This window comes from Massilia paldalensis, from assembly GCF_044901715.1.
Lineage (GTDB): Bacteria > Pseudomonadota > Gammaproteobacteria > Burkholderiales > Burkholderiaceae_D > Telluria > Telluria paldalensis.
On the sequence record NZ_JBJCIU010000006.1, the window covers coordinates 25,552 to 49,507 of the forward strand.

The 23,956-nt window shown below is 61.2% G+C and carries 23 protein-coding genes; 21 read left to right on the forward strand and 2 right to left on the reverse strand.

All coding sequences use genetic code 11. From position 1 onward, the window contains the following. The first annotated feature begins 211 nt into the window (after window positions 1–211). The 16 genes from ACI1V7_RS24730 (at window position 212) to ACI1V7_RS24805 (ending at window position 15,279) form a co-directional block, all read left to right on the forward strand. Entirely contained in the window at window positions 212–865 is a 654-nt protein-coding gene (locus tag ACI1V7_RS24730) for a hypothetical protein (RefSeq protein ID WP_404534673.1), read from the forward strand. Then, on the forward strand, window positions 865–2,130 hold the full coding sequence (locus ACI1V7_RS24735; RefSeq protein WP_404534675.1) for a phage terminase large subunit: 1,266 nt from the start codon (window positions 865–867) through the stop codon (window positions 2,128–2,130). Before ACI1V7_RS24730 ends, ACI1V7_RS24735 begins: the two co-directional genes overlap by 1 nt. Before the next feature lie 40 nt (window positions 2,131–2,170). Then, on the forward strand, window positions 2,171–3,808 hold the full coding sequence (locus ACI1V7_RS24740; protein ID WP_404534677.1) for a phage portal protein: 1,638 nt from the start codon (window positions 2,171–2,173) through the stop codon (window positions 3,806–3,808). Window positions 3,809–3,886: 78 nt separating this feature from the next. After that, entirely contained in the window at window positions 3,887–4,759 is an 873-nt protein-coding gene (locus ACI1V7_RS24745) for a DUF6651 domain-containing protein (RefSeq protein ID WP_404534679.1), read from the forward strand. 129 nt (window positions 4,760–4,888) lie between these two features. Next, window positions 4,889–5,821, forward strand: a complete 933-nt coding sequence (locus ACI1V7_RS24750; protein ID WP_404534681.1) for a major capsid protein — start codon at window positions 4,889–4,891, stop codon at window positions 5,819–5,821. An 82-nt stretch (window positions 5,822–5,903) separates the two neighbouring features. Continuing rightward, window positions 5,904–6,359, forward strand: a complete 456-nt coding sequence (locus ACI1V7_RS24755; RefSeq protein WP_404534683.1) for a hypothetical protein — start codon at window positions 5,904–5,906, stop codon at window positions 6,357–6,359. Further along, window positions 6,359–7,204, forward strand: coding sequence for a hypothetical protein (locus ACI1V7_RS24760; protein ID WP_404534685.1), 846 nt, complete (start codon window positions 6,359–6,361; stop codon window positions 7,202–7,204). The genes ACI1V7_RS24755 and ACI1V7_RS24760 overlap by 1 nt, the downstream gene beginning before the upstream one ends. Next, the gene (locus tag ACI1V7_RS24765) at window positions 7,204–7,845 is read left to right on the forward strand and encodes a hypothetical protein (protein WP_404534687.1); all 642 of its coding nucleotides are present in this window, start codon (window positions 7,204–7,206) and stop codon (window positions 7,843–7,845) included. The genes ACI1V7_RS24760 and ACI1V7_RS24765 overlap by 1 nt, the downstream gene beginning before the upstream one ends. Next, complete coding sequence (locus tag ACI1V7_RS24770) at window positions 7,838–8,188, forward strand: hypothetical protein (RefSeq protein ID WP_404534689.1); 351 nt, start codon at window positions 7,838–7,840, stop codon at window positions 8,186–8,188. Before ACI1V7_RS24765 ends, ACI1V7_RS24770 begins: the two co-directional genes overlap by 8 nt. A 5-nt stretch (window positions 8,189–8,193) precedes the next feature. Further along, complete coding sequence (locus tag ACI1V7_RS24775; protein WP_404534691.1) at window positions 8,194–8,574, forward strand: minor capsid protein; 381 nt, start codon at window positions 8,194–8,196, stop codon at window positions 8,572–8,574. After that, entirely contained in the window at window positions 8,574–9,047 is a 474-nt protein-coding gene (locus ACI1V7_RS24780; protein WP_404534693.1) for a hypothetical protein, read from the forward strand. Before ACI1V7_RS24775 ends, ACI1V7_RS24780 begins: the two co-directional genes overlap by 1 nt. 81 nt (window positions 9,048–9,128) lie before the next feature. Continuing rightward, window positions 9,129–9,665, forward strand: a complete 537-nt coding sequence (locus tag ACI1V7_RS24785; protein ID WP_404534695.1) for a hypothetical protein — start codon at window positions 9,129–9,131, stop codon at window positions 9,663–9,665. A gap of 99 nt (window positions 9,666–9,764) precedes the next feature. Further along, window positions 9,765–10,088, forward strand: a complete 324-nt coding sequence (locus ACI1V7_RS24790) for a hypothetical protein (RefSeq protein ID WP_404534697.1) — start codon at window positions 9,765–9,767, stop codon at window positions 10,086–10,088. 11 nt (window positions 10,089–10,099) lie between these two features. Continuing rightward, window positions 10,100–10,447 (forward strand): hypothetical protein, encoded by a 348-nt coding sequence (locus ACI1V7_RS24795; protein ID WP_404534699.1) that lies wholly within the window; start codon window positions 10,100–10,102, stop codon window positions 10,445–10,447. A 3-nt stretch (window positions 10,448–10,450) separates the two neighbouring features. Beyond that, the gene (locus tag ACI1V7_RS24800) at window positions 10,451–14,923 is read left to right on the forward strand and encodes a phage tail tape measure C-terminal domain-containing protein (RefSeq protein ID WP_404534701.1); all 4,473 of its coding nucleotides are present in this window, start codon (window positions 10,451–10,453) and stop codon (window positions 14,921–14,923) included. 32 nt (window positions 14,924–14,955) lie between these two features. After that, window positions 14,956–15,279 (forward strand): hypothetical protein, encoded by a 324-nt coding sequence (locus ACI1V7_RS24805; RefSeq protein WP_404534703.1) that lies wholly within the window; start codon window positions 14,956–14,958, stop codon window positions 15,277–15,279. Window position 15,280: 1 nt separating this feature from the next. On the opposite strand, the gene ACI1V7_RS24810 is transcribed toward ACI1V7_RS24805, so the two are convergent. Together ACI1V7_RS24810 and ACI1V7_RS24815 are read right to left on the reverse strand one after the other, a co-directional pair. Beyond that, complete coding sequence (locus ACI1V7_RS24810; protein WP_404534705.1) at window positions 15,281–15,757, reverse strand: GIY-YIG nuclease family protein; 477 nt, start codon at window positions 15,755–15,757, stop codon at window positions 15,281–15,283. A 9-nt stretch (window positions 15,758–15,766) separates the two neighbouring features. Then, window positions 15,767–16,228 (reverse strand): hypothetical protein, encoded by a 462-nt coding sequence (locus tag ACI1V7_RS24815; RefSeq protein WP_404534707.1) that lies wholly within the window; start codon window positions 16,226–16,228, stop codon window positions 15,767–15,769. 136 nt (window positions 16,229–16,364) lie between these two features. Between ACI1V7_RS24815 and ACI1V7_RS24820 the strand changes: the two genes are divergently transcribed. Genes ACI1V7_RS24820 through ACI1V7_RS24840 form a run of 5 tightly spaced genes read left to right on the forward strand, consistent with a single transcriptional unit; the run spans window position 16,365 to window position 23,905 of the window. Then, window positions 16,365–16,997, forward strand: coding sequence for a phage minor tail protein L (locus tag ACI1V7_RS24820; protein WP_404534709.1), 633 nt, complete (start codon window positions 16,365–16,367; stop codon window positions 16,995–16,997). Continuing rightward, complete coding sequence (locus ACI1V7_RS24825; RefSeq protein WP_404534711.1) at window positions 16,990–17,361, forward strand: C40 family peptidase; 372 nt, start codon at window positions 16,990–16,992, stop codon at window positions 17,359–17,361. The genes ACI1V7_RS24820 and ACI1V7_RS24825 overlap by 8 nt, the downstream gene beginning before the upstream one ends. Then, the gene (gpJ, locus tag ACI1V7_RS24830; protein ID WP_404534712.1) at window positions 17,351–22,078 is read left to right on the forward strand and encodes a TipJ family phage tail tip protein; all 4,728 of its coding nucleotides are present in this window, start codon (window positions 17,351–17,353) and stop codon (window positions 22,076–22,078) included. Before ACI1V7_RS24825 ends, gpJ begins: the two co-directional genes overlap by 11 nt. Then, window positions 22,075–22,533: a hypothetical protein gene (locus tag ACI1V7_RS24835; RefSeq protein WP_404534713.1), complete on the forward strand. Its 459-nt coding sequence runs from the start codon at window positions 22,075–22,077 to the stop codon at window positions 22,531–22,533. The genes gpJ and ACI1V7_RS24835 overlap by 4 nt, the downstream gene beginning before the upstream one ends. Beyond that, a complete protein-coding gene (locus tag ACI1V7_RS24840) occupies window positions 22,523–23,905 on the forward strand; it encodes a tail fiber domain-containing protein (protein WP_404534715.1) in 1,383 nt (460 codons plus the stop codon). Before ACI1V7_RS24835 ends, ACI1V7_RS24840 begins: the two co-directional genes overlap by 11 nt. Window positions 23,906–23,956 lie beyond the last annotated feature (51 nt).

The window sequence follows — 23,956 nt, forward strand, 5'->3', positions numbered from 1 at the left end:
TTTCATACTTAGAAAACATAAGTATTTAATGAATTACTTTTGGGAAGGGTTGGCGTACATAAGCTCTTCGGAATGCATGAGTTCACTGCTGATAGATAAGTCACCGGTGACTTGACATGATGCGGCAAAAGGATTACAGTCTGCCCGGTATTGTTCCTCCAACGGGCGCCTCTCCCTGCGCCCGTTTTTTTTGCCTGAAGGAATTACAGTAGTGACAGCAGCCGCAAAGACCACGAAAAACCGTCTCACCGTGAAGCAGTGGGCCGAAGCCGAAGCTCTCTGGGAGAGCGGCGCGGTCACGTACGAAGACCTGATGACCAAGTTCGGCCTGGCTCAGTCCTCATTCGAACGGCACTTCAAAAAGAAGGGCATCGTCAAGGGTGCCAAGGCCGCGGCGATCAAAGCCAAGGTCGACGAGAAGCTGGCCGTCGCCGCGATCGACGAGGCGACGATCATCGCCGCCCGGATTAAGGAGACCAAAGAGCAGCACTACACGATGTCGGCCAACCTGTCGAAGCTGGCCTATTCGGAGATCCTGCAGGCGAAGAAGGACGGCCAGCCCGTTGCTGTCGCCATGAACAACCTCAAGGCGCTGGACAAGGCGATGGACGTGCTGGCCAAGGCCCGCACCGAGCGCTACGCCATCCTGGGCCTGGACCGTCCGGACGCTGTGAATCCTGACGAGCTGCCGGAACTGGTGATTTCCGAGCTGACCGCGGAGCAGATCGAGGAGATGCGCAAGCGGGATGAAGCCGACCTGGACGAGCTGCCGGCCGGCGCCAACCAGAGCGTCGTGCAGCCTGACGAGGAAGACATCGACGAGGGCGAGGACGACGATCCTGACGCGGTGGTCGAGGAATCCTGATGGCGATGAAGTCGTCCCTCAAGCTGCACCCCAAGCAGATGCTGGTCTACAAGTCGCAGAAGCGATTCCGCGTCGTGGTCGCCGGCCGTCGCTGGGGCAAGACTGCGCTTTCGCGCGTCCTCATCATCACGCGCGCGCGAAAGCGCAAGTCCAAAATCTGGTACGTCGCCCCGACGTACAAGATGGCCAAGCAGATTATGTGGAACGACCTGCTGGAGGCCATCCCGAAGCGGTGGATCCGCAAGGTCAACGAGACGCGCCTGGAGATCACGCTCGTCAACGGCACCATCATCGAGCTGAAGGGCGCCGACAAGGGTGACTCGCTGCGCGGCGTGGGCGTCGACTTCCTCGTGCTGGACGAATTCCAGGACATCGACGCCGAGACCTGGACCAAAGTCCTGCGCCCGACCCTGGCTGACCGCCAGGGCCACGCGATCTTCATCGGCACCCCGAAGGCGTACAACTACCTCTACACGCTGTACCAGTACGGCCAGCGCGGCGAGGTGTATCTGGACGACAAGGGCCGGGAGCGGCCCAACGCCTGGGCATCCTGGCAGTTCCCGACCATCACCTCGCCCTTCATCCCGAAGTCCGAGATCGAGGCCGCGCGCAATGACATGGACGAGAAATCGTTCAAGCAGGAATTCGAAGCCAGCTTCGAAACCATGTCCGGCCGCGTCTACTACCCGTTCGACCGGATGGAGCACACCGGCAGCTACCCGTTCAATCCGAAGTTGCCGATCTGGGTGGGCATGGACTTCAACATCGACCCGATGTCCACCGTGATCTTCCAGCCGCAGAAGAACGGCGAGCTGTGGGCGGTCGACGAAATCGTCTTGTTCTCGTCGAACACCGAGGAGATTTGCGAGGAGCTGGAGAAGCGCTATTGGCGCAACCTGGTGCAGATTGTGGTCTACCCCGACCCTGCCGGCGGCCAGCGCCAGCACGCGCGCGGCGAGACCGACCTGGACATCTTGCGCGAGAAGGGCTTCAAGCGGATCAAGTACCGCAAGAAGCACCCGGCGGTCGCCGACCGGGTCAACGCCGTGAACCGAATGCTCAAGGCGGCCGACGGAACCATTCGCTTGCGAGTGGACGAAAAGTGCAAGCACTTCATCAACGCACTGGAGCAGACGATCTACAAACCTGGCAGCCGCGACGTGGACAAGTCCGGCGGCACCGAGCACAGCGCCGACGCGGGCGGCTACGCGATCGAGCTGGAATTCCCGGTGCGCAAGGTGGAGATCGGTGGCATGTCTCGATGAGCTTGACACATAAGTCACCAGTGAATTACTATCCATCGCCATGACTACTCGACTTGAAACCGCCAAGCCAGGCGTGATCGGCACTATCGACCCTGTCGAGGCCAGCGCTTCGACGCAACTGGCTGTCCTCACGGATGATCAGAAGCGTCTGCGCGCGCTGATCAGTCGCCGGCACCCGGAATACGCAGAAAGCAAGCCCCACTGGGAATTCCTGGACGCGACCTACGAAGGCGGCCGCGAGTGGTTCCAGAACGGGAACATCTTCCGCTACATCAAGGAAGGCGAGAACGAATATCGCGACCGCCTGGCGCGCTGCTACCGCTTCAACCACACCCGCGAGGTGGTCGACCTCCTGAACAAGTACCTGTTCAAGCAGCACATCACCCGCAACGAAACCGATGCCCCGGAAAGCGTGAAAGCATTCTGGGAGCGCGCCACGAAGAACGGTCTGGGGATCAAAGACTTCGTGCGCAAGGCGGGCAAGCGCGCCTCCGTGCTGGGCCGCATCGGTATCGTGGTCGACAACAACGCCAAGACCGACGCCGTCATCTCCAAGGAAGACGAAAAGAAGGTCGGCGTGCGCACCTATGCGTATGTCGTCGGCCCGACCCAACTGCTGGACTACGCTTTCGACGACGACGGTGAGCTGAGCTGGATCCTGATTCAGGAGGTCGCGCGCGACGCTGCCGACCCGATGACCTCGTCGGGCGCACTGATCCCGCGCTTTCGTCTGTGGACCAAGACCGAGTGGCGCCTGTTCGAAGAGCGCCAGATCGGTCGCACGAACAAGACGCGCATCGTCGAGATCGCCAACGGCCAGCATGCCCTTGGCGTGGTGCCGGTGATCCTGCACGACCACATCATCTCGGACGAGGAATTCACCGCGCCGGCCCTGATCGACGACATCGCCTACCTGGACCGCGCGACCGCGAACTACCTGTCGAACCTGGACGCGATCATTCAGGACCAGACGTACTCCCAGCTGGCCATGCCGGCGCAGAACGTGCTGCCCGGCTCGGACAACTACAACACCCTGATGGAAATGGGTACCAAGCGGACGTTCCTGTACGACGGCGAGGGTGGCGCGCAGCCGTTTTACTTGTCGCCGGATCCGAAGCAGGCCCAGATGATCCTGGCGGTCATCAACAAGATCATCAACGAGATTTACCACACCTGCGGCCTGGCCGGCGAGCGCACCAAGCAAGACAACAGCATGGGCATCGACAACAGCTCGGGTGTGGCCAAGGCATACGACTTCGAACGGGTCAACGCGCTGCTGCAAGCGAAGGCAGACAGCCTGGAAGTCCTCGAGAACAAGATCGTGCGCCTCGTCGCGCTGTGGAACGGCGAAGAGACCAAGGTGGAAAAGGACCTCGTGACCTACCCGGACAACTTCGACACCCGCGGCCTTTACGACGAATTCGACATCTCCGCTCGCCTGATGCTGATCGACGCACCGAAGGAAGTGCGCCAGCAGCAGATGGAAATGGTCATCGACAAGCTGTTCCCGCAGCTGGCCAAAGACCTGAAGGCGAAGATGCTCGAGGCCCTGAAGGACTGGCCGGTCGATCCGATCGAGCAGGCCCAGGCGATGGCTGCGGCCACCGCCCCTGACCAGGCCGCGCTTCAAAAGAGCGCCGCCGGCGAAACCGCCAAAGAAACCATGGCGGGCAAATAACCCAAACCCAGCGGCGCCAAGCGAACAGGCGCCGCGCAACAACCACTTGACCGAGAGATAGGTCAGAAAGGCAACGAAATGCACCCGAAATTCTGGAAGTTCCCTGGCGCCGCATACCGCGATCAAGCCACCGGCGATGAAGGCGGCAAGTCCGCTGGCGGCGGTGGCGCAGCTGAGCCGACCGAAGCGGAAAAGGCCGCAGCTGCGGACGCCGCTGCCGCCAAGGTCGCAGCTGACGCCGGCAAGCCGACTGACGCGGAAGCCAAGCTGCTCAAGGAAGTGATGCAGAAGAAGGAAGCCCTGAAGGTCGCTGAAGCTGACGCTGCCGCCGCAAAGGCGCGCCTGGCGGAATTCGACGGCGTGGACCCGGCCGAGATCAAAAAGCTGCTGTCCGAGCGCAAGACCGCTGAAGAAGCGGCTCTGGCCGCCAAGGGCGATTTCGAAACCCTGAAGACTCGCATGGCCGAGGAGCACACCAAGGTCACGACCGCGCTGCAGGACCAGGTCAACGCACTGACCCAGCAGCTGGCCGCCAAGGACCGCATCGTCGACGAGCTGTCGGTGGGCACCCAGTTCAGCCAGTCCGCGTTCATCAAGGACGAAACCACCATCCCGCCGGCGAAGGCGCGCGCGTTGTACGGCGCGCACTTCGATCTGGAAGACGGCAAGGTCGTCGGTTACGACAAGCCGCGCGGCGCCGCCGGTCGTGCACCGCTGGTGGACCAGCTGGGCAACAACGTTGCCTTCGAAGATGCGATGCGCAAGATCATCGAGGCCGATCCGGACAAGGACTCGCTGCTGCGCTCCAAGGTCAAGCCGGGCGCCGGCAGTACCTCGGCCGCACCGGGCAAGGTCGTGACCCCGCCCGCTGCGAACCTGAACACCACCTCCAAGATCGCCGCAGGCCTGCAGAGCTTGAACCTGCTGGGCAGCGTGAACCAAGTGGCTTAAGCCGTCTCTCAGATAAGTCACCGGTGACTTGACAACACGGCCAATCTGGGGTATTGTCCTGACTCATCCGGTGACTAGAGAGACTTAGGCCAGAGATAACTTTTTTCTTTCTTTTCAAGGATCTAAGATATGCCTTTGCTGCGCCAAGAAGCCGAGCATCTGAGCAATAACCAGCTCATCTCCGGCGTCATCGACGAAATCATCGAACGCGACGACCTGTTCGCCATCCTGCCCTTCCTGAAGACCGAGGGCAAAGCGTACGTCTACAACCGCGAGAAAACCCTGGGCGGCGCCGACTGGCTCGACCCGAACGACTCGATCAACGAGTCGGCTGCTGGCTTCCAGGAAGTCGTGGCGAAACTGCGCATCCTGGCGGGTGACGTGGACATCGACAAGTTCCTGCAGGCGACCATGAGCGACACCAACTCGCAGATGGCCGTGCAGATCGCGAAGAAGGCCAAGGCCGTCGCGCGCATGTTCCACCAGACCCTGGCCACCGGCGACGCCACCGTGAACCCGAAAGCCTTCGACGGCCTGCCGGTGCTGCTGAAGCAGGCCCAGGACTACGCCGCAACCGCTGGCGGTTCGCAGATCGTGTCGGCCGGCGCCAACGGCAACCCGCTGACCCTGACCATGCTGGACGAGCTGTGCGACGCCGTGCCGAACGGCGCCGACGTGATCGTGATGCGTCGCGGCACCATCCGCGCGTTCCGTGCCCTGCTGCGCGCTACCTACGGCACCGACGCTGTCATGCAGCAGCTGGAAAACTTCGGTCGCCCGATGCTGACCCACAACGGCATCCCGGTCATCATGAACGAGTTCCTGTCGGGCGCTGAGACCCAAGGCACCAACGCCAATACCACCTCGGTGTACGCGCTGCGCCTGAACGAATCGGACGGCCTGCACGGCCTGTACGGCGGCGACAACGCCGGCATCGTGGTCGAGAACATCGGTACCGTGCAGAACAAGGATGCAACCCGCATCCGTCTGAAGTGGTACACCGGCCTGGCCCTGAAATCGACCCGCTCGATCGCCGGCCTGAAAGGCGTCACCAACATCTAATCCTTGTGACTCAGTCACCGGTGACTTAGAATAGAAAGGCGAGCTTCGGTTCGCCTTTTTTTACATATTGCAAAGGAAAACCATGAAGCTGCGACTGACCCAACCGGGCTATGAATCCTTTACCGGCCAGATGGGCACGGTGTTCTTCGAAGACGGCCTGTCCACCGCGGACGTGAAGCCGATCGATGCCGTGCGCATGGCGGCCCAGTTCCTGTGCGAATGGGAGGATGGCTCGGCCGCCTCCGTGGCCCAGTCGATTCTGGACCATGCTTTCGCCACCACCAATTCCATCCCGTCGGCGATCAACGCTGACCAGGCGCTGGCAACCCAGCGCGCGGAAGCCGCCCAGCTGGCAGGCCATACGCACCAGCCCGACGGCACCGCGGCGCCGGCGCACCGCTACACCGAAGACGAGCTGTCGGCGATCGCTGACGAGCGCGGCATCAAAGGTCTGCGCGCCATCGCCGAGCCGCTGGGCGTCAAAGGCAACTCGATCTCGGATATGATCCGCGCGATCCTGGGCAAGCAGGGGGCCTAATGGACATGTTTTCCGCAGGTTCGGCGGTTCTGCTGTCGGTACCGCTTCAGGACAAGAGCGGCAACGCGCTTGACGTTACGGCGGTCTCCTATCGCATCACCGACCAGAATGGTGTGGAGCTTGTGGCCGTGACCACGCTGGACGACTTCAGTCCAGGCTCGGAGACCGCGGACATCACCGTGCCTGCGGAAGACAACCAGATGGCCCCGGGCGAGGCGCGCGCCATGCGCAACGTCGAACTGACGTGCACCATTGCCGATGTCAACACCATCGTTCTGCATGCGCCGTACGTCATTCAGGTGGCGGATCCGCTGGTGGTGGGTACAAACTCGTTCTCGAGCTTTGCCAAGGCCGAATTTACGGCGCTGTCGATCCCGGGCCTGACTGCCTGGGCTGCCGCGTCGGAAGACGAAAAGATCGCGGCCCTGATCGACGCACGCGCCCACATCGTCCAGCTATCGTTCGCGCCCCTCAATTCCAACGTGAACTGGGGTCAGGACAGCCTGAACTACATCCCGGAAGGCACCTACGACACCGACTACGTCGGCAACAGCAACATGTTCCTGTTCAACGGCAACCTGGATCTGCTGCGACCGAGCCAGTTCGCGGCGCTGCCCACGCGCTTTGTCGATGCCCTGGTCAAAGCGCAGGTCGCCGAGGCCGACTATATCCTGGGCGGTGGCGACATCGAGAAAAAGCGCCAAGACGGTCTTGTCATGGACAACATCGGTGAGTCGCGCCAGAGCTTCAGGCAGGGCAAGCCCCTGCAGCTGCCGGTCTGCCGCCGCGCGCTGGCGTACCTGTCCTACTTCGTGACCTTTGCCAAGCGGATCGGGCGCTGCTGATGGAATACGACCGCTACGCGCAGTCCGTTCGCGCCGAGTACGAAGTGTTTGCCAGCGGCCTGATTGCGCGCTACCTGGCCGTTGCAAGGACCGGAATCGATGCCGTCGGCGCGTTCCGGCTCGACGCGCTGGCTGGTATCAGCAAGCTCTTGGGGCGCGCCATCGCACTGACCAACGACTACCTCGCCCCGCTGGGCGGTGGCGTCGTCAGGGACGTGCGTGAGCTGCCCTGGCTCGACCAGTTGCGACAGATCGCCCTCAAGAATCTGAACGACATGATCGTCAAGCTGATGGGTGGCGGGGTGCGCCAGGCCGACATGCTCAGCCGGCCGGCTGGCGCCTTCGGTGCGCTCCTGCAGAAGAAGCTGGAAGCGCCACGCCTGACCCTGCGGGACCGCGCCGGCCGTGCCTGGAAGGCCGACACCCTCGTAGCCACCTACGCGCGCGACTTCGCCTACCAGGCTTACCTGGACGCACAGGTGGCGCGCCTGAAGGGGGAGGGCGTTGAGGTGGCTACGATCGTGTATCCGGACCAGACCCACCGCAGCCACGGCATGCAGGTGCGCCTGGACGACATCGACAAGATCCGCAAGACGATCTTCCACCCGAACTCCAACGCACGACTGGTGGCCCATGTTTAAACCGAACCTCCGCTGCCGGATCCAGCTTTCGTCCGGCGAGAACGACGTGTACGGCCAGCCGATCCCCGGCCGCTTCGTCAACGAGCGCTGCGCCGTGGTCAAGCTGGAAATCTCCAACGAGAAGACCTCGGTGCGCGCCGACAGTTCCGCCTCGCGCGGTAATGCGATCGAGGAAGAAGTGGTCTCGATCATCCTGCTGACCAACAAGACCAAGGCGGAGAAGGACGACATCATCGAGGTTTCGGGCGTGAAGCTGCGCATCGCCGCGCGCCACCCGCGCTTCGATGTGACAGGCCGCCTGGACCACTACGAAATCAGAGCAACCATGTGGGCCGAAGCATGAACGTAATGCCACTCGTCAACCGCCTCGAGGCGCTGCAGCTTGGAAAAAAAGGCTCCAGCTTGTTCGTAAACATGCTGCCGGCAGAAGCGCGCCACGGTGTTCTGGTTCGAAGTCCGCTCAATGGCACACCCATCAACTACGAGCTGCCAGGCTACTACCAGGCCAAGTTCACCGTGATCGTGCGCACGCCGGCTGCAGAATACGAGAAGGGGATGGCTCTCATGAAAGAGGTCACGTTTGCGCTGACGGCGAGCAACCTGCAGGTCGAGGACCAATTCTTCAACTACGTTCGCCCGCGCACTCAGCCCGTCGTCTTCCCACTCTCGGCCGGCAACCTGCTGGAAATTTCCGCCCAATTCGACGCGAACTACGTGGAGCAGGTCTGATGGGAGTGAAGGTCAGCGGAACGATCGGCGTGGGCCAGATGCTGCTGCGCCTGGACACGACCGCGAAGCGGCGCGTGCTGCGCGAGTTGTATGCCCAGGCTTACCGTACTCGTGACCTGGCGCGCCGGTTTGCGCCGCACGATCTCGGCAATCTGGAGGAGGCCATCAAGGTTCGTCCGGAGCAGCAAGGTCCGTTGCGCGATGGGGCCGGCCGCTTTGCTCGCCAGGAGATCGAGGTCTACATCGATATGGAGATGTCCGTTCCGGAGCGCCCTGGGAAGACAATCGGCGATTACGCCTATGAAATCCATGAACACCTGTACCCTTATGGCCCTTGGCAGCTGGGGCAGCGCTCCATAGCCAAGCAACAAGGGCAGAGCGAACAGGTTGGCGGCGGCTTCCTCGAGCGCGCGGCCGAGGAAATCGAAGAGCAGCTCGACAAAGTTCTCCTGGACATCCTTCGAGACTTGTAGTAGTGGCCACCACTGATCTTTTATGGTATATTCCAAGATCAGTCATCGATGACTTATCTACCTTTGCAAAGGAGTTTTTGAATGGCAAGTGATACTAAAAACGTCAAGCTGGGCGTGTGCAAGGTCTTCTTCAACGGGAAAGACCTCGGCTACACCCAGGGTGGCGTCGACGTGTCGGTCAAGACCGACACCCACGCGGTCAACGTCGATCAGTTCGGCAAGACCACGATCAACGAATACATCATGGGCCGCACCGTGACCGCGAAAGTCCCGCTTGCCGAGACCACGCTGGACAACATGGTTCGCATCATGCCGGGCGCGACGATGATGGAAGACGGCACGGATCCGGACAAGAAATATGTGGAAGTGACCACCGGCATCGGCACCGATCTGCTGTCGATCGCACGCGAGCTGCGCCTGCACCCCGTCAGCCTGCCGGACGGAGACTTCTCGGAAGACTTCGTGATCCCGCTGACCGCGACCGCCGGCGCCCTGGACTTCGCCTACAAGCTGGAAAACGAACGCATCTTCAACGTCGACTTCACCGGCTACCCGGACCCGGCGACCAACAAGCTGTTCTACGTCGGCAAGCGTCCGCCGGTCTCGTACCCGGCCTAAACGGGCTGTGTAGGTAAGTCATAAATGACTTATTAATTTGACGCCAAACCCAGGCCCGCTGCTTCAAGCGGGCCTGCTTTTACCTGAGAGGAAATACCCATGAAGATCCTGAACCTCGACAAGCTGAACAAGGCGCCGGAGCGCCAACTGACCATCGACGGCGTCGATTATCCGATCCAACCGCTGTCCGTGGAGGGCTTCATCGAGACCACGCGCGCCGTCGAGAAGATCGTCACCGAAGGCGGCAGCCCGGCAGCCCAGCTGGACGTGACCATCGACATGATCCTGCGCCAGGTGCCGACGCTCCCGCGCGAAAAGCTGACCCAATACACCCCCGAAACCCTGGAAGTGATCGTCAAGTTCATCCGGGGCGAAGACGTCGAAGGCGCCGAGCAGGCGGCCGAGGGCGAAGCGGGAAAGTAGACGACCCGCAGGTGGAAGAACTCGACTTCGGGTTCTTCTTCTGCCGGGTCTGCCACTTCTATTCCACCGGCTATGAGCAGGCGATGCGCTTGCCGCTCAAGACGTTCTGGCTGATGTCTTCGAACATCGACCGGATCGAAGCCAAGAAAGACATGCGCGCCATAACAGTCGCCCAGATGGCACAGGCGACGCCCGATGGTGTGCAGAAATTCCGCGACGCGCTGGTTATCGAAGCAGGGGAGATCGTCAAGCTCGACGGCGCCCAGGACGACCCACGCACAGCGAAGCGCGACGAAGCCGGCTTTGCGGACCTGAAGCGCATGGCTGGAGAGGGCATCGGATCACTACGAACGAGGTAAGGCATGGTAGGTAAGGAAATCAAGGTCACACTGTCCCTCGATGACAGTGGTTTTTCGATCAAGACAAAGGTTGCCGGGGAGGGCGTGCGCAACCTGGAGAAGAACCTTGGCGGCCTTACCAGCCAGGTCAACAAGACCGAATCAGCGCTCTCCAATGCCGGCCAGTCCGTCAAGGGCTTCGCTGACGGGTTTGGCGCACTGGAAAAGTCCCTGGCCTCGTCCGTTGCAACCCTGACTAATACCGTCGCGAACAGTTTCAACATGCTCGCGACCCAGAGCAAGCAGGCGACGAAGCAGGTCAAGGACGAAGCGACCGCGGCGATTGACGCGAAGATGCGCGTCCTCAAGACCGAGATCGAGACGAACCGCCAGCTGCTGCAGCAGCGCGGCAAGATGCACGCGGACATGCGCAAGGTCGAGTCCGATGCCAACGCCAAGGCGCTCGCCCTGGAACTGGAAGCCGAGAAGCTGCGTCGCAGCAAGAAGGCCGGCTCCGCGGTGGCCGCCGCCAGCAAGGAAGACGAGGCGGCACGTTACCGCGCCAGCGCCGAGGCTATCAAGGCCCAGGTCGCGGCCGTCGAGCAGTCCATCAACGCCACTCGCACAGAGCAGGCAACCCGCAATTCCCTGATCGCCTCGCTCGAGGCCGAGCGCGTCGCGGCGGTGGCTGCCGCGCAGGCCAAGCGCCAGCTTGCTTCGGTGTCGACCGCCGTCGGCAGGTCCAATGACGCCGAAATTGCCCGCATTCGCGCGGCTGCAGCTCAGCGCGACGCCGCCGCCGGCGCCCAGCAGAAGAAGTCTGCCGAGGACATGGCGCGCTACAAGAAGCAGCTGGCGGACCAAGAAGTGCGAGACGCGCGCGCCGCGGAAACCGAACGCACCCGGGCCGCGCGCGAAGCCGCTGCCGAGCGCCGTCGTATCGCCGCTGAAGAAGCGCGCGCGGTCCGCGCCGAAGCCAAGGCAATCGCCGACATGTGGAAGGGCATGGCCAAGGTATATGCCGGCTCGAAGATCCGCCAGGGCCTGGACAGCTCGGTTGACGCCGCCGACGACAGCGAGCGCTCCCGCATCATGGTGCAGGCGCTGAACCTGCCCAAGAGCGAGGAGCAGGCTCTGTTCTCCAAGGCGCAGCGCATGAGCGGCCAGCTCGGCTTCGCGTCTACCACAGACGTGATCAAGTCGCAGATGTCAGCCATCTCGTCGCTTGGCTACAACCATACCGGGGTGATCGACGACACGCTGGGTCAGGCCATGAAGGCGGCCAACAACATGGAGCTGCTTGGTTTCGGCCACGGCGACATGCAGTCGACGCTTCGGAACATCTACGGTGTGGCCGAGATGCGCCAGCAGACGGGCGACTCGGGCGCCATACTCAAGACGTTCGACCTGCTGAACAAGTCGCTGGTCGGCACCGCCGGCAAGGTCACGCTGGCCGACGTGGAAACCGTGCTGCGTCGTGTCGGCGCGGGTGCGGCGCGCCTGTCCGATGACGGCCTCGTCAACCTCGTCGGCCTGGCCGACCAGTTCAAGGTAGCTGGTGGTGACGGCGGCAACGGCGGCGGCGTGTCCACCGTGGGCACCATCATCAAGATGATGCAGGCGTACGCTACCGGCAAGGGCAAGAGCAACAAGGCGGTCGAGCAGTTTGCCGGCGCCGGCATCCTCGACGAGAAGGGCCTGGACCTGTCGAAGGACGACGCCGGCGTTATGAAGCTGGCCAAGAACGGCACCTTCAAGAACGTCGATCTGTGGCTGAAAGACCCGGTCAAGGCGATGCAGGAGATGGTCCCGCAGATCGTCGCCTACACACGCAAGGACGCAAACAGAAAGAGCTTCTACCAGGGGCGTGACGACAGCCTGGTCGAAAACCAGATGCTGGCGGTTCAGGTCTACCTGCAGAAGCTGGGCATCACGCAGTCCGCGGCGACGGCCGTTACCTCGGTCGGTACGCCGGCGGCGGCTGAGCGTCTGCATCACCAATCTGCGACCATCAACAATTCCGACACCGTCGACCAGACCGCGCTGCGCCTGCAGGAGGCATATGCTGGCAAGGTGAAGGACGCGACTGCGGCCTGGACCAACTTCAAGACGGTAGTGGGTGACAGCGTGCTGCCGGTGATCAAAACGGTCCTGGACTACGTCACCAAGTTCGTCATTTCCCTGAAGACGTTCGCGCAGAACAACCCGCTGGCCACTACGGCGACCACGATTGGTGCGGCCTTTGCCGGCGTGGTTCTGTCCATCCAGGGCTTCCTGTCGCTGTTCGGATCGAACGGCGTGATGGGCGCGATCCGTTCGTTCATCGGCCTGGCGCCGGCCGTCGCCGCTGGCACCGGTATCATGGGCACCGCCCTGAAGACCCTCGGCACCGTGTTCAAGGGCGTCATGGCCGTGTTCCTTGCCTGGGACATCGGCTACATGCTGGGCACCTGGCTGTCCGAGGTCGACCTGTTCGGCATCACCATTGGCCAGCACTTCCAGAACATCTTCACCAACATCGAAGTCGGATGGAAAGAGCTGGTCCTCAACGGTGAGCAAATCTGGGCCAAACTGCGCAACTTGTCGTTCATCGACAGCGATGACGAGTACGCCAAGAAGACCGCGGACATCGAGGCGCGCAAGAAGGTGCTGGCTGATTATCAGAAAATGATGATCATCACGCCGGAAAACAGCAAGCCGCAGGCGCCGCCGAAAAAACCGCTGACCAAGGCGACCGACCACAAAGTGGACGATCCCAAGCCGATCGACGAAGACTTCGCCGACCGCATGAAGGACGCCGCCAACAAGCCGAAACGCGAGCGCGCGGAACGCGACCCGCTGATGAAGGCTCTAGGCGAGGAGCAAGGTCGCATGAACGCGGCCAAGACCAAGCTCGATTCGCTGGTGGCCGGCGGCGAGACGCTGGAGTCGCTGCGTCAGCAGGCAATCGACCTGGTGCGCGGCAAATGGGAAGCAGGCGACTACAGCAAGGATCACAGCGCCGCCGAGAAGGACCGTCCGGACTGGAACGGCAAGAAGATGCAGGACCTGGTCGAGGCGACCCAGAATGCAATGCTGTATAGCGAGCAGGTCAAAGCGATCCAGTACGCCAACGAGCGTGTGGCCGCCACAGCGCTCGAGGCGAACGCATCCCTGAACCTGCTGGAGAAGGGCGGCGTGGCCAAGCAGACGGATGCCTTCAAGGCCCTGTCGAAGGAACTGGCGCGCACCGAGGAGCGCCTTGGCGCCGGCGTTGACGGCTTCAAGAAGTGGGACTTGGCCAAGTCTGAGGCCCTGTTCGGCCAGGCACGTTCGGACACGAACTCGTTCGCCATGTCGTACATCGACAAGAACCGCGAGGGCAATGCTGGACTGCTGCCGACCGAGCGCGCACGTCTGAAGGCTCAGCTGGACGCCCAGCGCCAGAACGAGGAAGCGCAGATCGCGATGCGCCAGGACACCCTGCGCAAGACTTACCAGATGAACCGGGACGCGCTGGAGACGGCCGACCTGGGGCCTGGTATCGAGACCGAAGAGAAGCGTCAGGAGAAGATCACCGCCCTGGATGCACTGTACCAGCGCGAGCGCGATGAGACGGACAAGGTGTATAACGAGCGCCGCCGCATCCGCAACGAGGAAGAAATCCGTCAGCTGGAGTCGTCGGCCGACAAGCTGGCGCGCGAGTGGAAGGACACCTACAAGGCCGTCGACCAGGCGGGCGTGAACGCGATGGACAGCTTCACCTCGATGCTGACGAACACGCTCACCAGTGGCAAGCTGGAGGTAGGCAACTTCGTCAAAGGGATCCTGACAGACATCGCCAACGCGAAGATCAAGGAAACCCTGGCCGACCCGCTCAAGCAGCTGGTAAATACCGGCACGAACTACCTGAACAAGACCCTGTTCGGTGGTGCCGGCTCGGCCGCGGACACGGCCAGCGCCGCGAAGAAGATGGCCGCGGAAACGGCGGCGACTACGGCAACCACGAGCATGAGCAGTACGATCGTGACGATGGTGATCCCGGCCCTGCAGATGATGGCTCAGTCAGCTGCGCAGGCCAGCGGTAGCAATCTTGGCTTCGGCCTTGGCAGCATGATCGGCAGCGCCGGAGCATCGTCTGGCGCAATCGAGAACGTGCTGTTCGCCAACGGCGGCATCATGACAGATATGGGGCCGCTGGAGCTGCGCAAGTACGCCAATGGCGGTATCGCAACCAGCCCGCAAGTTGCCATCTATGGCGAAGCCGGCCCGGAAGCCTACGTTCCGCTTCCAGACGGCCGCTCGATCCCTGTCACGATGAAGGTCCAGGGCGGTAGCCAAGCTGCAGCAGCGCCGTCGGTGGCGGTCAACGTGATCAACCAGACCAGCCAGTCGGTAAACGCGCAGCAGTCGGGTGGCCTGCGCTTCGACGGCAAGCAGTATGTTCTCGACGTAGTGCTGCAGGCTGCAACCCAGCCGGGCGCCTTCCGCTCCTCCATGAAAGACGCACTGAAATGACCAACCCTGTTTTTCCCAAGATGGACAAGGATATGGACTCCTCGCTCTACGCAGTAGAGCAGGAGGACAAGTCGCTCAAGACCCAGATGGATGGCGGGTACGTCGTCTCCCGGGCCAAGCACACCCGCAAGCCGCGCAAGACCTTCAAGATCGGCTACACCGCGCTGCTGGCGCCCGACAAGGGGCGCTTGATGGACTTCTACGATATCGTCGACTGCAGCCTGATCTTCGACTGGTTCGATCCGCCGACCCAGAAGACGTATCAGGTGCGCTTCGCGGCGCCGCCGGCCTACAACTACAAGGGCATTGGCTATACGCAGCTGTGGGACGTCCAGCTCCAGCTCGAGCAGGCGTGAACTATCGGCCCTTGTTCGCGTTTTTATGGGCGTGGAATATCTCATGGTATTGGTCGAGATTGTCCAGAGTCCACCGGCGGGCCAAGATGCCTCTTTTCTGCAGTAGTTCGGTTATATCATTTGCGAGCTGGCCCGCAAGGACATGGGCGTTGATTACATCCGGAAGAGATGCATCGAACAGGCTTGGGTACATCGGAAACAGATGGAAGATTTCCTTCCCATACTCAGTACGAAAGGGCGCAAGCGCAGGGTGTATGACCTGTTTTTCCACCCATTTCATGTCCTCCACCTCCCATGCGTGGAGCATAAAATAAGGCGCTTGAACGCCCGAAGTAAACAAGCTTGCCTCTCTGTCTACTGGATTTTGTGTATGGCCGATTTTTACCAAATGAACAGATTCGATCATCATGGCCATATATACGAATTGCCGCCCAACGCTATTGTCGGGCGACCCCATTGGCATAGGAAGTAAACTCATGTGATATCCTTAGTTTTGAACGAGCTTCAATGCGATTTCGCACGTCCTCTTGCCACGCGCAAGTCCAAGCGCAGAAGTCGCGCCTGTCGGATCCTGCAATACAACGATGTCGTCCGTGGTTTTCTGTTGAACGTACCGAGTATTCGCTTCGTTGAGGGCGTACACAATCATTTGCTCTGGCGTTTGCACATCCTTGAAAGCGTCGGACAGCTTGATACAGGCATTGACATTTGCGCCAATCAAATACCAGGTGTCATCTTTGGGCGCTTCCAATGTTGGCGGCTGCGCGGTCGTCGGGGTTGAATCAGCCACTGTAAGCACTGGCTTCACTTCTTCTTTTACGGATGGCTGCGAGGGCGGGCCGCTTTCCGCTTTCTGTTGGACGAGGCTAGGGGCCTCTTGTGCGTTTCTCGAGCAGCCAGAAAAAGTGAGAGCGAGACCTGCCAGAAGACTTGCTGCATAGAATTTCATGGGCCGCCATTCAATAATTATCGTCTTACTATTTTACTTTCCAAATAGTAATTAGGCCATATGTTTTATATCATGAATAGCAACACCTCACAGAGATCGTTGATAAGTCATCGGTGACTTAGTATAATCGGCCGCTATGGCTAAATCCCTTTCCGTAGCAAGCGTCATCGAGAAGAACCGGATCTCCTCGGACACGCCATGGCTGATCTGTCTAGACATCGACGTGGTTGATCCGGACTCAGGTGTTGTCGTCGAGACAATCCATATTGTCCGGAACACTGAGTCGGTTGGCTTCAACGGGCACGAATATACCCCAGCCTCTTTCGACATTCAGCTGAAGGAGGAGTCGGGCGCCCAGCAGACGGTCAGCCTCACCATCAACGATTACTCCCTGGCGATCCAGCAGCGCATGCAAAAGTACGCCGGCGGCGTCGGTTTCACTGTGGCCATCATGGTCGTCAACGCCGACCAGCTGGACGCGCCACCGGAGATCATCGAGAACTTCGAAGTGGTCGGCGCATCCAGTGCCAATTACGCTTGCTCCTTCACGCTGGGCGCCGAGAACAACATTACCAAGACCTTCCCGCGCCGGCGCCAGACGAAGGACTACTGCCAGTGGCGCTACAAGAGCGATGAGTGTGGCTATTCCGGTTCGCTGGCCACCTGCGATCTGTCCTTGAACGGCACGAACGGCTGCAAGGCCCACCAGAACGTCATCCACTTCGGCGCCTTCCCGGGGATCAACACGCGGGACGTGCGCTATGGCTGATGTATCTGACTTGATCGGCACGCCGTTCGTATATGGCGCGCGCGGCCCTGCCGCCTACGACTGCTATGGACTGGTGATGGAGTGCGCGCGCCGCGACGGCGTTCGACTGCCTGACTTTGGCGCCGATACCAACCAGGGTGTGATCGCCGCAATGATGGGCGCGACACTGCCGCAATGGAGGGAAGTCGATTGCCGGCCTGGTGCCGTGGTCCTCCTGCGGGTCGGCCGCCATGTCGCACACGTCGGCTATGTCGTCGATGGCAATCGAATGGTTCATACCTGGGAAAGCTCAGGCGGAGTCACGACGCAGCGTCTGGACGACTGGAAACAACGGATTGTGGGGTTCTACGAATATGCAGGATAAGACGCAGAAGAAGGTGGCGCGGCGTGGTCGCCCGATGATTCCGGTCATCCGGATCACCAACCCGTTCAACCCTCGCGAGCACACGCGCGAGGAGATCGCGTGGCAGCGTAAAAAGACACTGGGCGCGTATTTCCCACTGGCTGAAGCGGCCCCTGTCGTCGTTTCGGTCAACGGCAAGATCATCCCGTCCGAAAAATTCAGCGTGACGTACCTGGACAAGACGGACAACATCGTGGTCTGCCCGGTCCCAACCGGTGGCGGTGGCGGCAAGCAGGTTCTGTCGATTGTTGCAATGATCGCCGTCGCGGTCACTGCCCCGGCGTTGGCTGCTTCACTCAATGGCGCGCTCGGTTTCAGCACTGCGGCCGGCAGCTTCGCAATGGCAGCTACCACTGCCGGTATCGTCGCTGCGGGTTCGCTCCTTGTTGCCTCGATCTTCGCCCCGCCCAAGCCTACGATCTCGACCGGCGACACCAGCGCGTCGTATGGTGCTGACGGCGCCAAGAACACCTCGGTCGAAGGCATTCCGGTCCCGGTCAACTACGGGCAGTTCCGGATGGGCGGCAACATCCTGGGGTTGTTCACCGAGAACGTCGCCGACGACAATCAGATTCTATACATGCTGCTGTCGGCGGGCGAGGGTCCGATCGCGTCTATTTCCGATGTCGAGATCAACGACAATCCGATCGCCGACTACGGCACCGACGTGGAAATCGAGACCCGCCTTGGCGGATCGCCGCAGGCGACCATTCCCTGGTTCAGCAAGGTTGTCGTGCCGCAGAGTAAGAGCATCAAGCTCGATACCGATTGGACGTACCACACCACCACGACACCGGTCGATATGCTGCGTCTCGACTTCGCGGCCCCGTCTGGTCTGTTCAAGGCTGACTCCAAGAGCGGCAAGACCAATACCTATTCTGTCCCGCTGGAGGCGCAGTACCGGCCGGCCGACGGCTCGGGAGACTGGACTGCGTTCGCGTCTGACGACGTGACGGGGTATTCGGACGCTCATGGCCGCAACGAGGGCGGGAAACTGGTATGGCGCAGCGGCAGCGGAGCGGTCATCACGGATCCGGATGCCCTGACCTATCTGAACAACAACTCGACATCTGCGGCCATCGTTGCGCTCGGCATGGACCTGAGCGTGCGCGTGCCGGTCTACTCGAGTAGCATGGCCATGACCGCTGCAAAGCGTTCGGTCGTACGGCGTTCATACACGTCTACGAAGCTGGCCAACAAGAAGTACGAGGTGCGCGTGCGCCGCACCACCGAGGACAGCAAGGACGACCTGATCGTCGACGACGTGTACCTCACGGACGTGAACGAAATCGTGATCCAGGCAATGAGCTACCCGAACACGGCGCTGCTGGCCCTGAAGATCAAGCTGGGCAGCAAGATTTCCAGCGCGCCAAACGTGACCTTCATGCATGGCGGTCGCCTCATTCAGGCTTACGGCGCCCAGCTGGAGGGCGCTCAGCCTGGCTGGTACACCGCGGCGTCGAAGAACCCCGCCTGGGTGGTCTGGGACATGCTCACGCACCGCCGCTACGGCGCCGCCATGCCGACATCTCGACTCGACTTCCCAGCCTTCCAGGAATGGGCGGCTTACTGCGAGGAGCAGGGGTATGAATGGAATGGCCCGATCGATACCGAAATGAACGTCTGGGATGCTGCCCAGCTCGTGCTGCGGGTGGGCCACTCCCAGCTGGTCAATGTCGGCACCCGCTACACCGTAGTCACCGAGAAACCGGGCGATCCGGTGATGATGTTCTCGGTGGCGAACATGATCGAGGGCACCTTCAAGGAAACGTGGCTGGGCACGCAGGATCGCGCCAACGAGATCGACGTGACCTTCTTCGACAAGACGGACAAGTTCAAGCAGCGCACGGTGAAGGTTTATGACCCGGCAGCGCTGACGGCCGGCGCCAAGCAGCGCACGTCGGCGATCACACTTTATGGCGTTACCGACTACGAGACGGCGTACAAGGAAGCTCAGTTCCAGCTGAACCTGAACCGTTACATTCTGCGCACCGCCGAGTTTTCGGCGCCGCTCGAGGCCGTCGCCTGCTCGGTTGGCGACCTGATCTACATCCAGCACGATATGACCGAATGGGCAGTAGGCGGACGCTTTGAGTCCGGCTCGAGCGCATCCGTTGTCCAGCTGGATCGCCCGGTCAAAATCGATGCGAGCAAGCAGTACAAACTGCTGGCCGCGTTCGATACCGTCAAGCGCGCCGCCGGCGCGGTGCTGTCCGTCGTCGGCACGTCGCTGTTCTTGAGCGGCTATGACGGCAAGTCGCCTGTCAAGCGGATCCAGATCAATGGTCGCGACATGCGCGTGGCCGGGACGTTTGACCACGGTAGCGGCTACGGCATTATCGTGGAGGACACGACCGGTATCTCGCCTGGCCAGTCCTATACCTTGTGGGACACGGACGTGATCGAGGAGTCCAACGTCGTTGTCGAGCCGGGGGAGCGCACTGTCGTGACCTTGCAGACGCCTCTGTCCGTGGCGCCGGCCCAGTTCTCCAACTGGATGTTTGGCGAGGTCGACAAGATCAAGCAGGCCTTCCGTGTGAGGGCGGTGACGGGCACCCACGAATACAAGCGAGACATCGCCGCGATCGAGTACAAGCCGGAGGTCTACGATTTCTCGCGCTATGGCACGAACATGCCCACGATTCCGCCCAAGGACGGCGTGATCAGTGCGGTGCGGGGCCTGACGCTCTACGAAGAGACCTATGTCACCGGCTCCGGCATCGTCTCCAGCGTCGTCGCGTCCTGGAACGCACCTGCCGCCGGCAGCTATGCGGGAGCCTGGGTGTTCGTGCAGAAGAACGATGGACCCATGGTCAAGCTGATCGACGCGAAAAGCGTCACGTCCGCAGTGGTCCCGGCAGAGAAGGGCGACGTGGTCAAGGTGCAGGTTCAGGCCTACGACATCTTTGGCAAGGCCAGCCCGCTCGAGCTGGCTCCCACTGCGACGCATACTGTTGTCGGCGAGGTGTCTGGGATCGACGTGGGTGGCGTTACCGGCGCCGGGTTCACCTGGTCCGGCCGTGACTGCAAGATCAACTGGCGTTACAACTCGACCACGCACAGCTACGAATTCGGATCGGAGCCGACTGGCGCCGACGCCGGCGCGCTCGACCCTCACTTCAAGGACTACGAGATCCGCGTCTACGACAAGGATCATGCGGTCCTGCGCCGAACGGAATATACGGTCGATAACAGCTACACCTACATCTACGACAAGAACTTTGCCGACGGCATTACCCGCCATCTGGTGTTCGAAGTCCGTATGCGGGACACGTTCAACAACCTGGGCGCGCCGGCAACGCTGGAAGCGTACAACCCGCCGCCTCGTATCGTCAGCGCCAGCGCTGTTTCCACGTTCGACTCTGCCACGATCCGGTACACCCATTCGGATGACCCGGACTTCACCGGCGTGCTGTGCTGGCTGTCCCAGAACAAGGGGAACGTCGCCGACGACCTGCCGGATAACGCCTACCTCGTCTACAACGGCCCGGACAGCCAGTTCAGCCTGCCGTCCCTGATGTTCGACGCCGAGTATTACTACCGCCTTGCGGCCGTGGACGCGTTCGGCCCGACCGAGCTGGTTTTCGACGGCGTGCGCACGTTCAAGACCACCAATCTGAATGTGGATGCCATCGCTGACGGCGTGCTCAAGGATTCGCAGCTGATCCCGGCTCTGCAAAGCCGCATCGACCTGATCGACGCCGACGAGTTCGTGGCCGGCAGCGTCAACGCGCGCATCAACTACCTGCGCGAGTCCGTGTTCAAAGGCCCGGACGGCCTGCCGGCGGCGTATGCGCGCATCCAGGCGATCGACGACGTGTCGAGCACCAGCACTTCGGCCAACGCTCGCACGCTCGCATCGACGATTGCTAACGTCGGGCAGAACACGTCGTCGATTCAGGCGCTCAACAACGTTTCGGCCTCGTCAACTTCGGCAGCCGCCAAGGCGCTGTATCAAGTCACCTCGAGGCTGAACAACGTCGGCGGCGTGACCATCGAGCAGGCCTACCAGACCCAGGCCAACCTGGTCGACGGCTTGAAGGGCCAGTACACGGTCAAGATCGACAACAACGGCTATGTCGCTGGCTTCGGCCTGGCCTCGTACAGCAATGCCGCCGGCCAGACCACGTCCGAGTTCATCATCAACGCAGACAAGTTCGGCGTGATCATGCCGTCCTACCCGGGCGTCAAGCCGTTCACCATCGGCACGGTCAACGGCGTGCCGCGCGTGATCCTGTCGAATGCCCTGATCGGCGACGCCAGCATTTCCTCGGCCATGATCGGCAACGCGCAGATCAACAGCCTGAAAATCCAAGGCGAGGCAGTCACGGTCCCGATCGTGTCCTCGGTCCCGGAGAACGGGCGCCGCGGTCGCGGCAAAGGCCTGTTCGACATCGTCAACGAGGGCTATATCAAGCTGGAGCAGACCGGCATGATCTACGTGCTGGCCACCGCCGGCCAGCACTTCCCCGAAAAGAACGACTACTGGACCTTCCAGATTCGCGTCAACGGGCAGACCTTGCGCGACGTAGGCGGCACGGTAGCGCTGGACGCAGCAGCACTGTCGGTGTGCGTGGGCCTGCCGGCCGGCACGCACCATGTCGAACTGGCATGGGCTGGCGAAAAGTCTGTTCGACTCGCCTACAACGAACTCTTCATGATGGGTGTGAAAAAGTGAGCATTCAGTACACAGTTTACGATGAAGTGACCGGGGCAATCCTGCGCACCGGCACCGCGCTGACCGAGGCGTCGGCGCGCCTGCAGGGTAGCAAGCCGGGCACGAAGGTGACGTTGATCGGCAGCGATCCGAACAACGAAGTCGTCGATGTGACGCCGATCGGCATCGACCCGGGTACGCTGCCGCGTCAGGCGATGCAGGTGGGCGGCGTCGCAACGGCCGTCAACAAGTCCAGCATCACGGCCGACGGCACCGATACATTCGTCATTTCTCCGGTCCCGAATGGCGCCTCGTATGACATCTATCTGCCGACCAATCTCGGTCTCGCTCAGCCGCCAGACGGGATCGTCACCGACGGCAAGCTGGAAATCACCACAACCGTACCGGGCGTGTACAGCGTGCGCCTGGCTTTTCAGACCTATATGGATTTTCAGGTGAGCTTCAATGCGAATTGATATCCGTCCAGCGCCGGCCAATGCGCTGAACAACCTCAAGGCTGCAGGCGTTATCAAGGCCATCAACTTGTCCTGGGTGCTGCCTGTATCCGACCCTGGCTACCGGGCCGCGCAAATCTGGGTCAATACGGCGAATGACCGCGAAACCGCGACGCTCCTGGACACTGTCGGCGGCAACACGTACTCGATGGCCGTAACGGACACGAACACTCGCTACTTCTGGATTCGCTCGGTGAACGAGTATGGTCGCACCGACGGCCCATTTACCGGCCCAGCGAGCGCGGCCGGCACCCTGATCAACGGTAGCGACTTCGCGCGCGGTGCCATTGACCTGCAATCGGCTGCCGTTATCGGTAAACTCGCGGCCGGAAATGTCACCGGTCTGGGCGCGCTGGCCATTCTTGATACCGTGGGCGTGGCCAAGATCACTGGTCTGGGGGCGCTGGCAACGCAGAACAACGTAAGTGCCTATCAGGTAACGAATTTGGGCGACCTGGCATACGCCGACTCGATTGCGGCGAACAATATTGGCGCAGGCACGCTGGCAGCCGGTGTGGTCTACGCGGGCAAGCTGAGCGCGGACCAGCTCTACGGCGGCACAATCAGCGGTATCAGCATGAACATCAGCGGTAATCTGGTGGTCAACGGCTCGACCGGTTACACACAGCTTTACACGGCCAATCTGACCAGGTGTACAGGCTCGAATGGTGACGCCGGTGGCCTTCCAGCATTTGCGCCCACCTCATATGGCGCTGGTCCGGCAATCAATACGAATGGCGGGAGCAGTGGTAACGCGATCGTGATCAGCGGCGGGGCCAACGGTATCGTCCAGAATGGCGGTGGCACTAACTGGATGAAAAGTATTGTTTGTATTACCGACAATGCTTTCGACCTTGGCGCTCCATCAAACCGGTGGCGAAACATCGTCGCAGCGAACGGCACCATCGTGACCTCGGACGCTCGCACGAAAAAGGATGTCGAAACTTCCGATCTGGGTTTGTCGTTCATCAATTCCCTGCGTCCGGTCAAGTACCGCCAAATTGTGTCGGAGAACAGATATGAGGACGGCAATCAGCCTCCGGTCGAAGTGGGACCGATGCCGCCTGAAATGCCACCAACGATCACGCCGGTCCCGGGTACTCGTCTGCACTACGGGCTGATTGCGCAAGAGGTGCGCGCCGCATTGCAAGATAACGGCGTAAACGACGCAGGCATTTGGTGCATCGACAACCCAGATGATCCCGATTCTCGCCAGGCGCTGCGCTACGACGAGCTGATCGCGCCGCTGATCAAGGCGGTTCAAGAGCTGAACGCAATTGTCGAAAAGCAGCAGATGCGTATCGCCGATCTGGAAGCAAAACTGGCTGCTTGATTTGTAAGTCACCAGTGATTTATGCTAGACTCGACGCCAATTTCCATATAG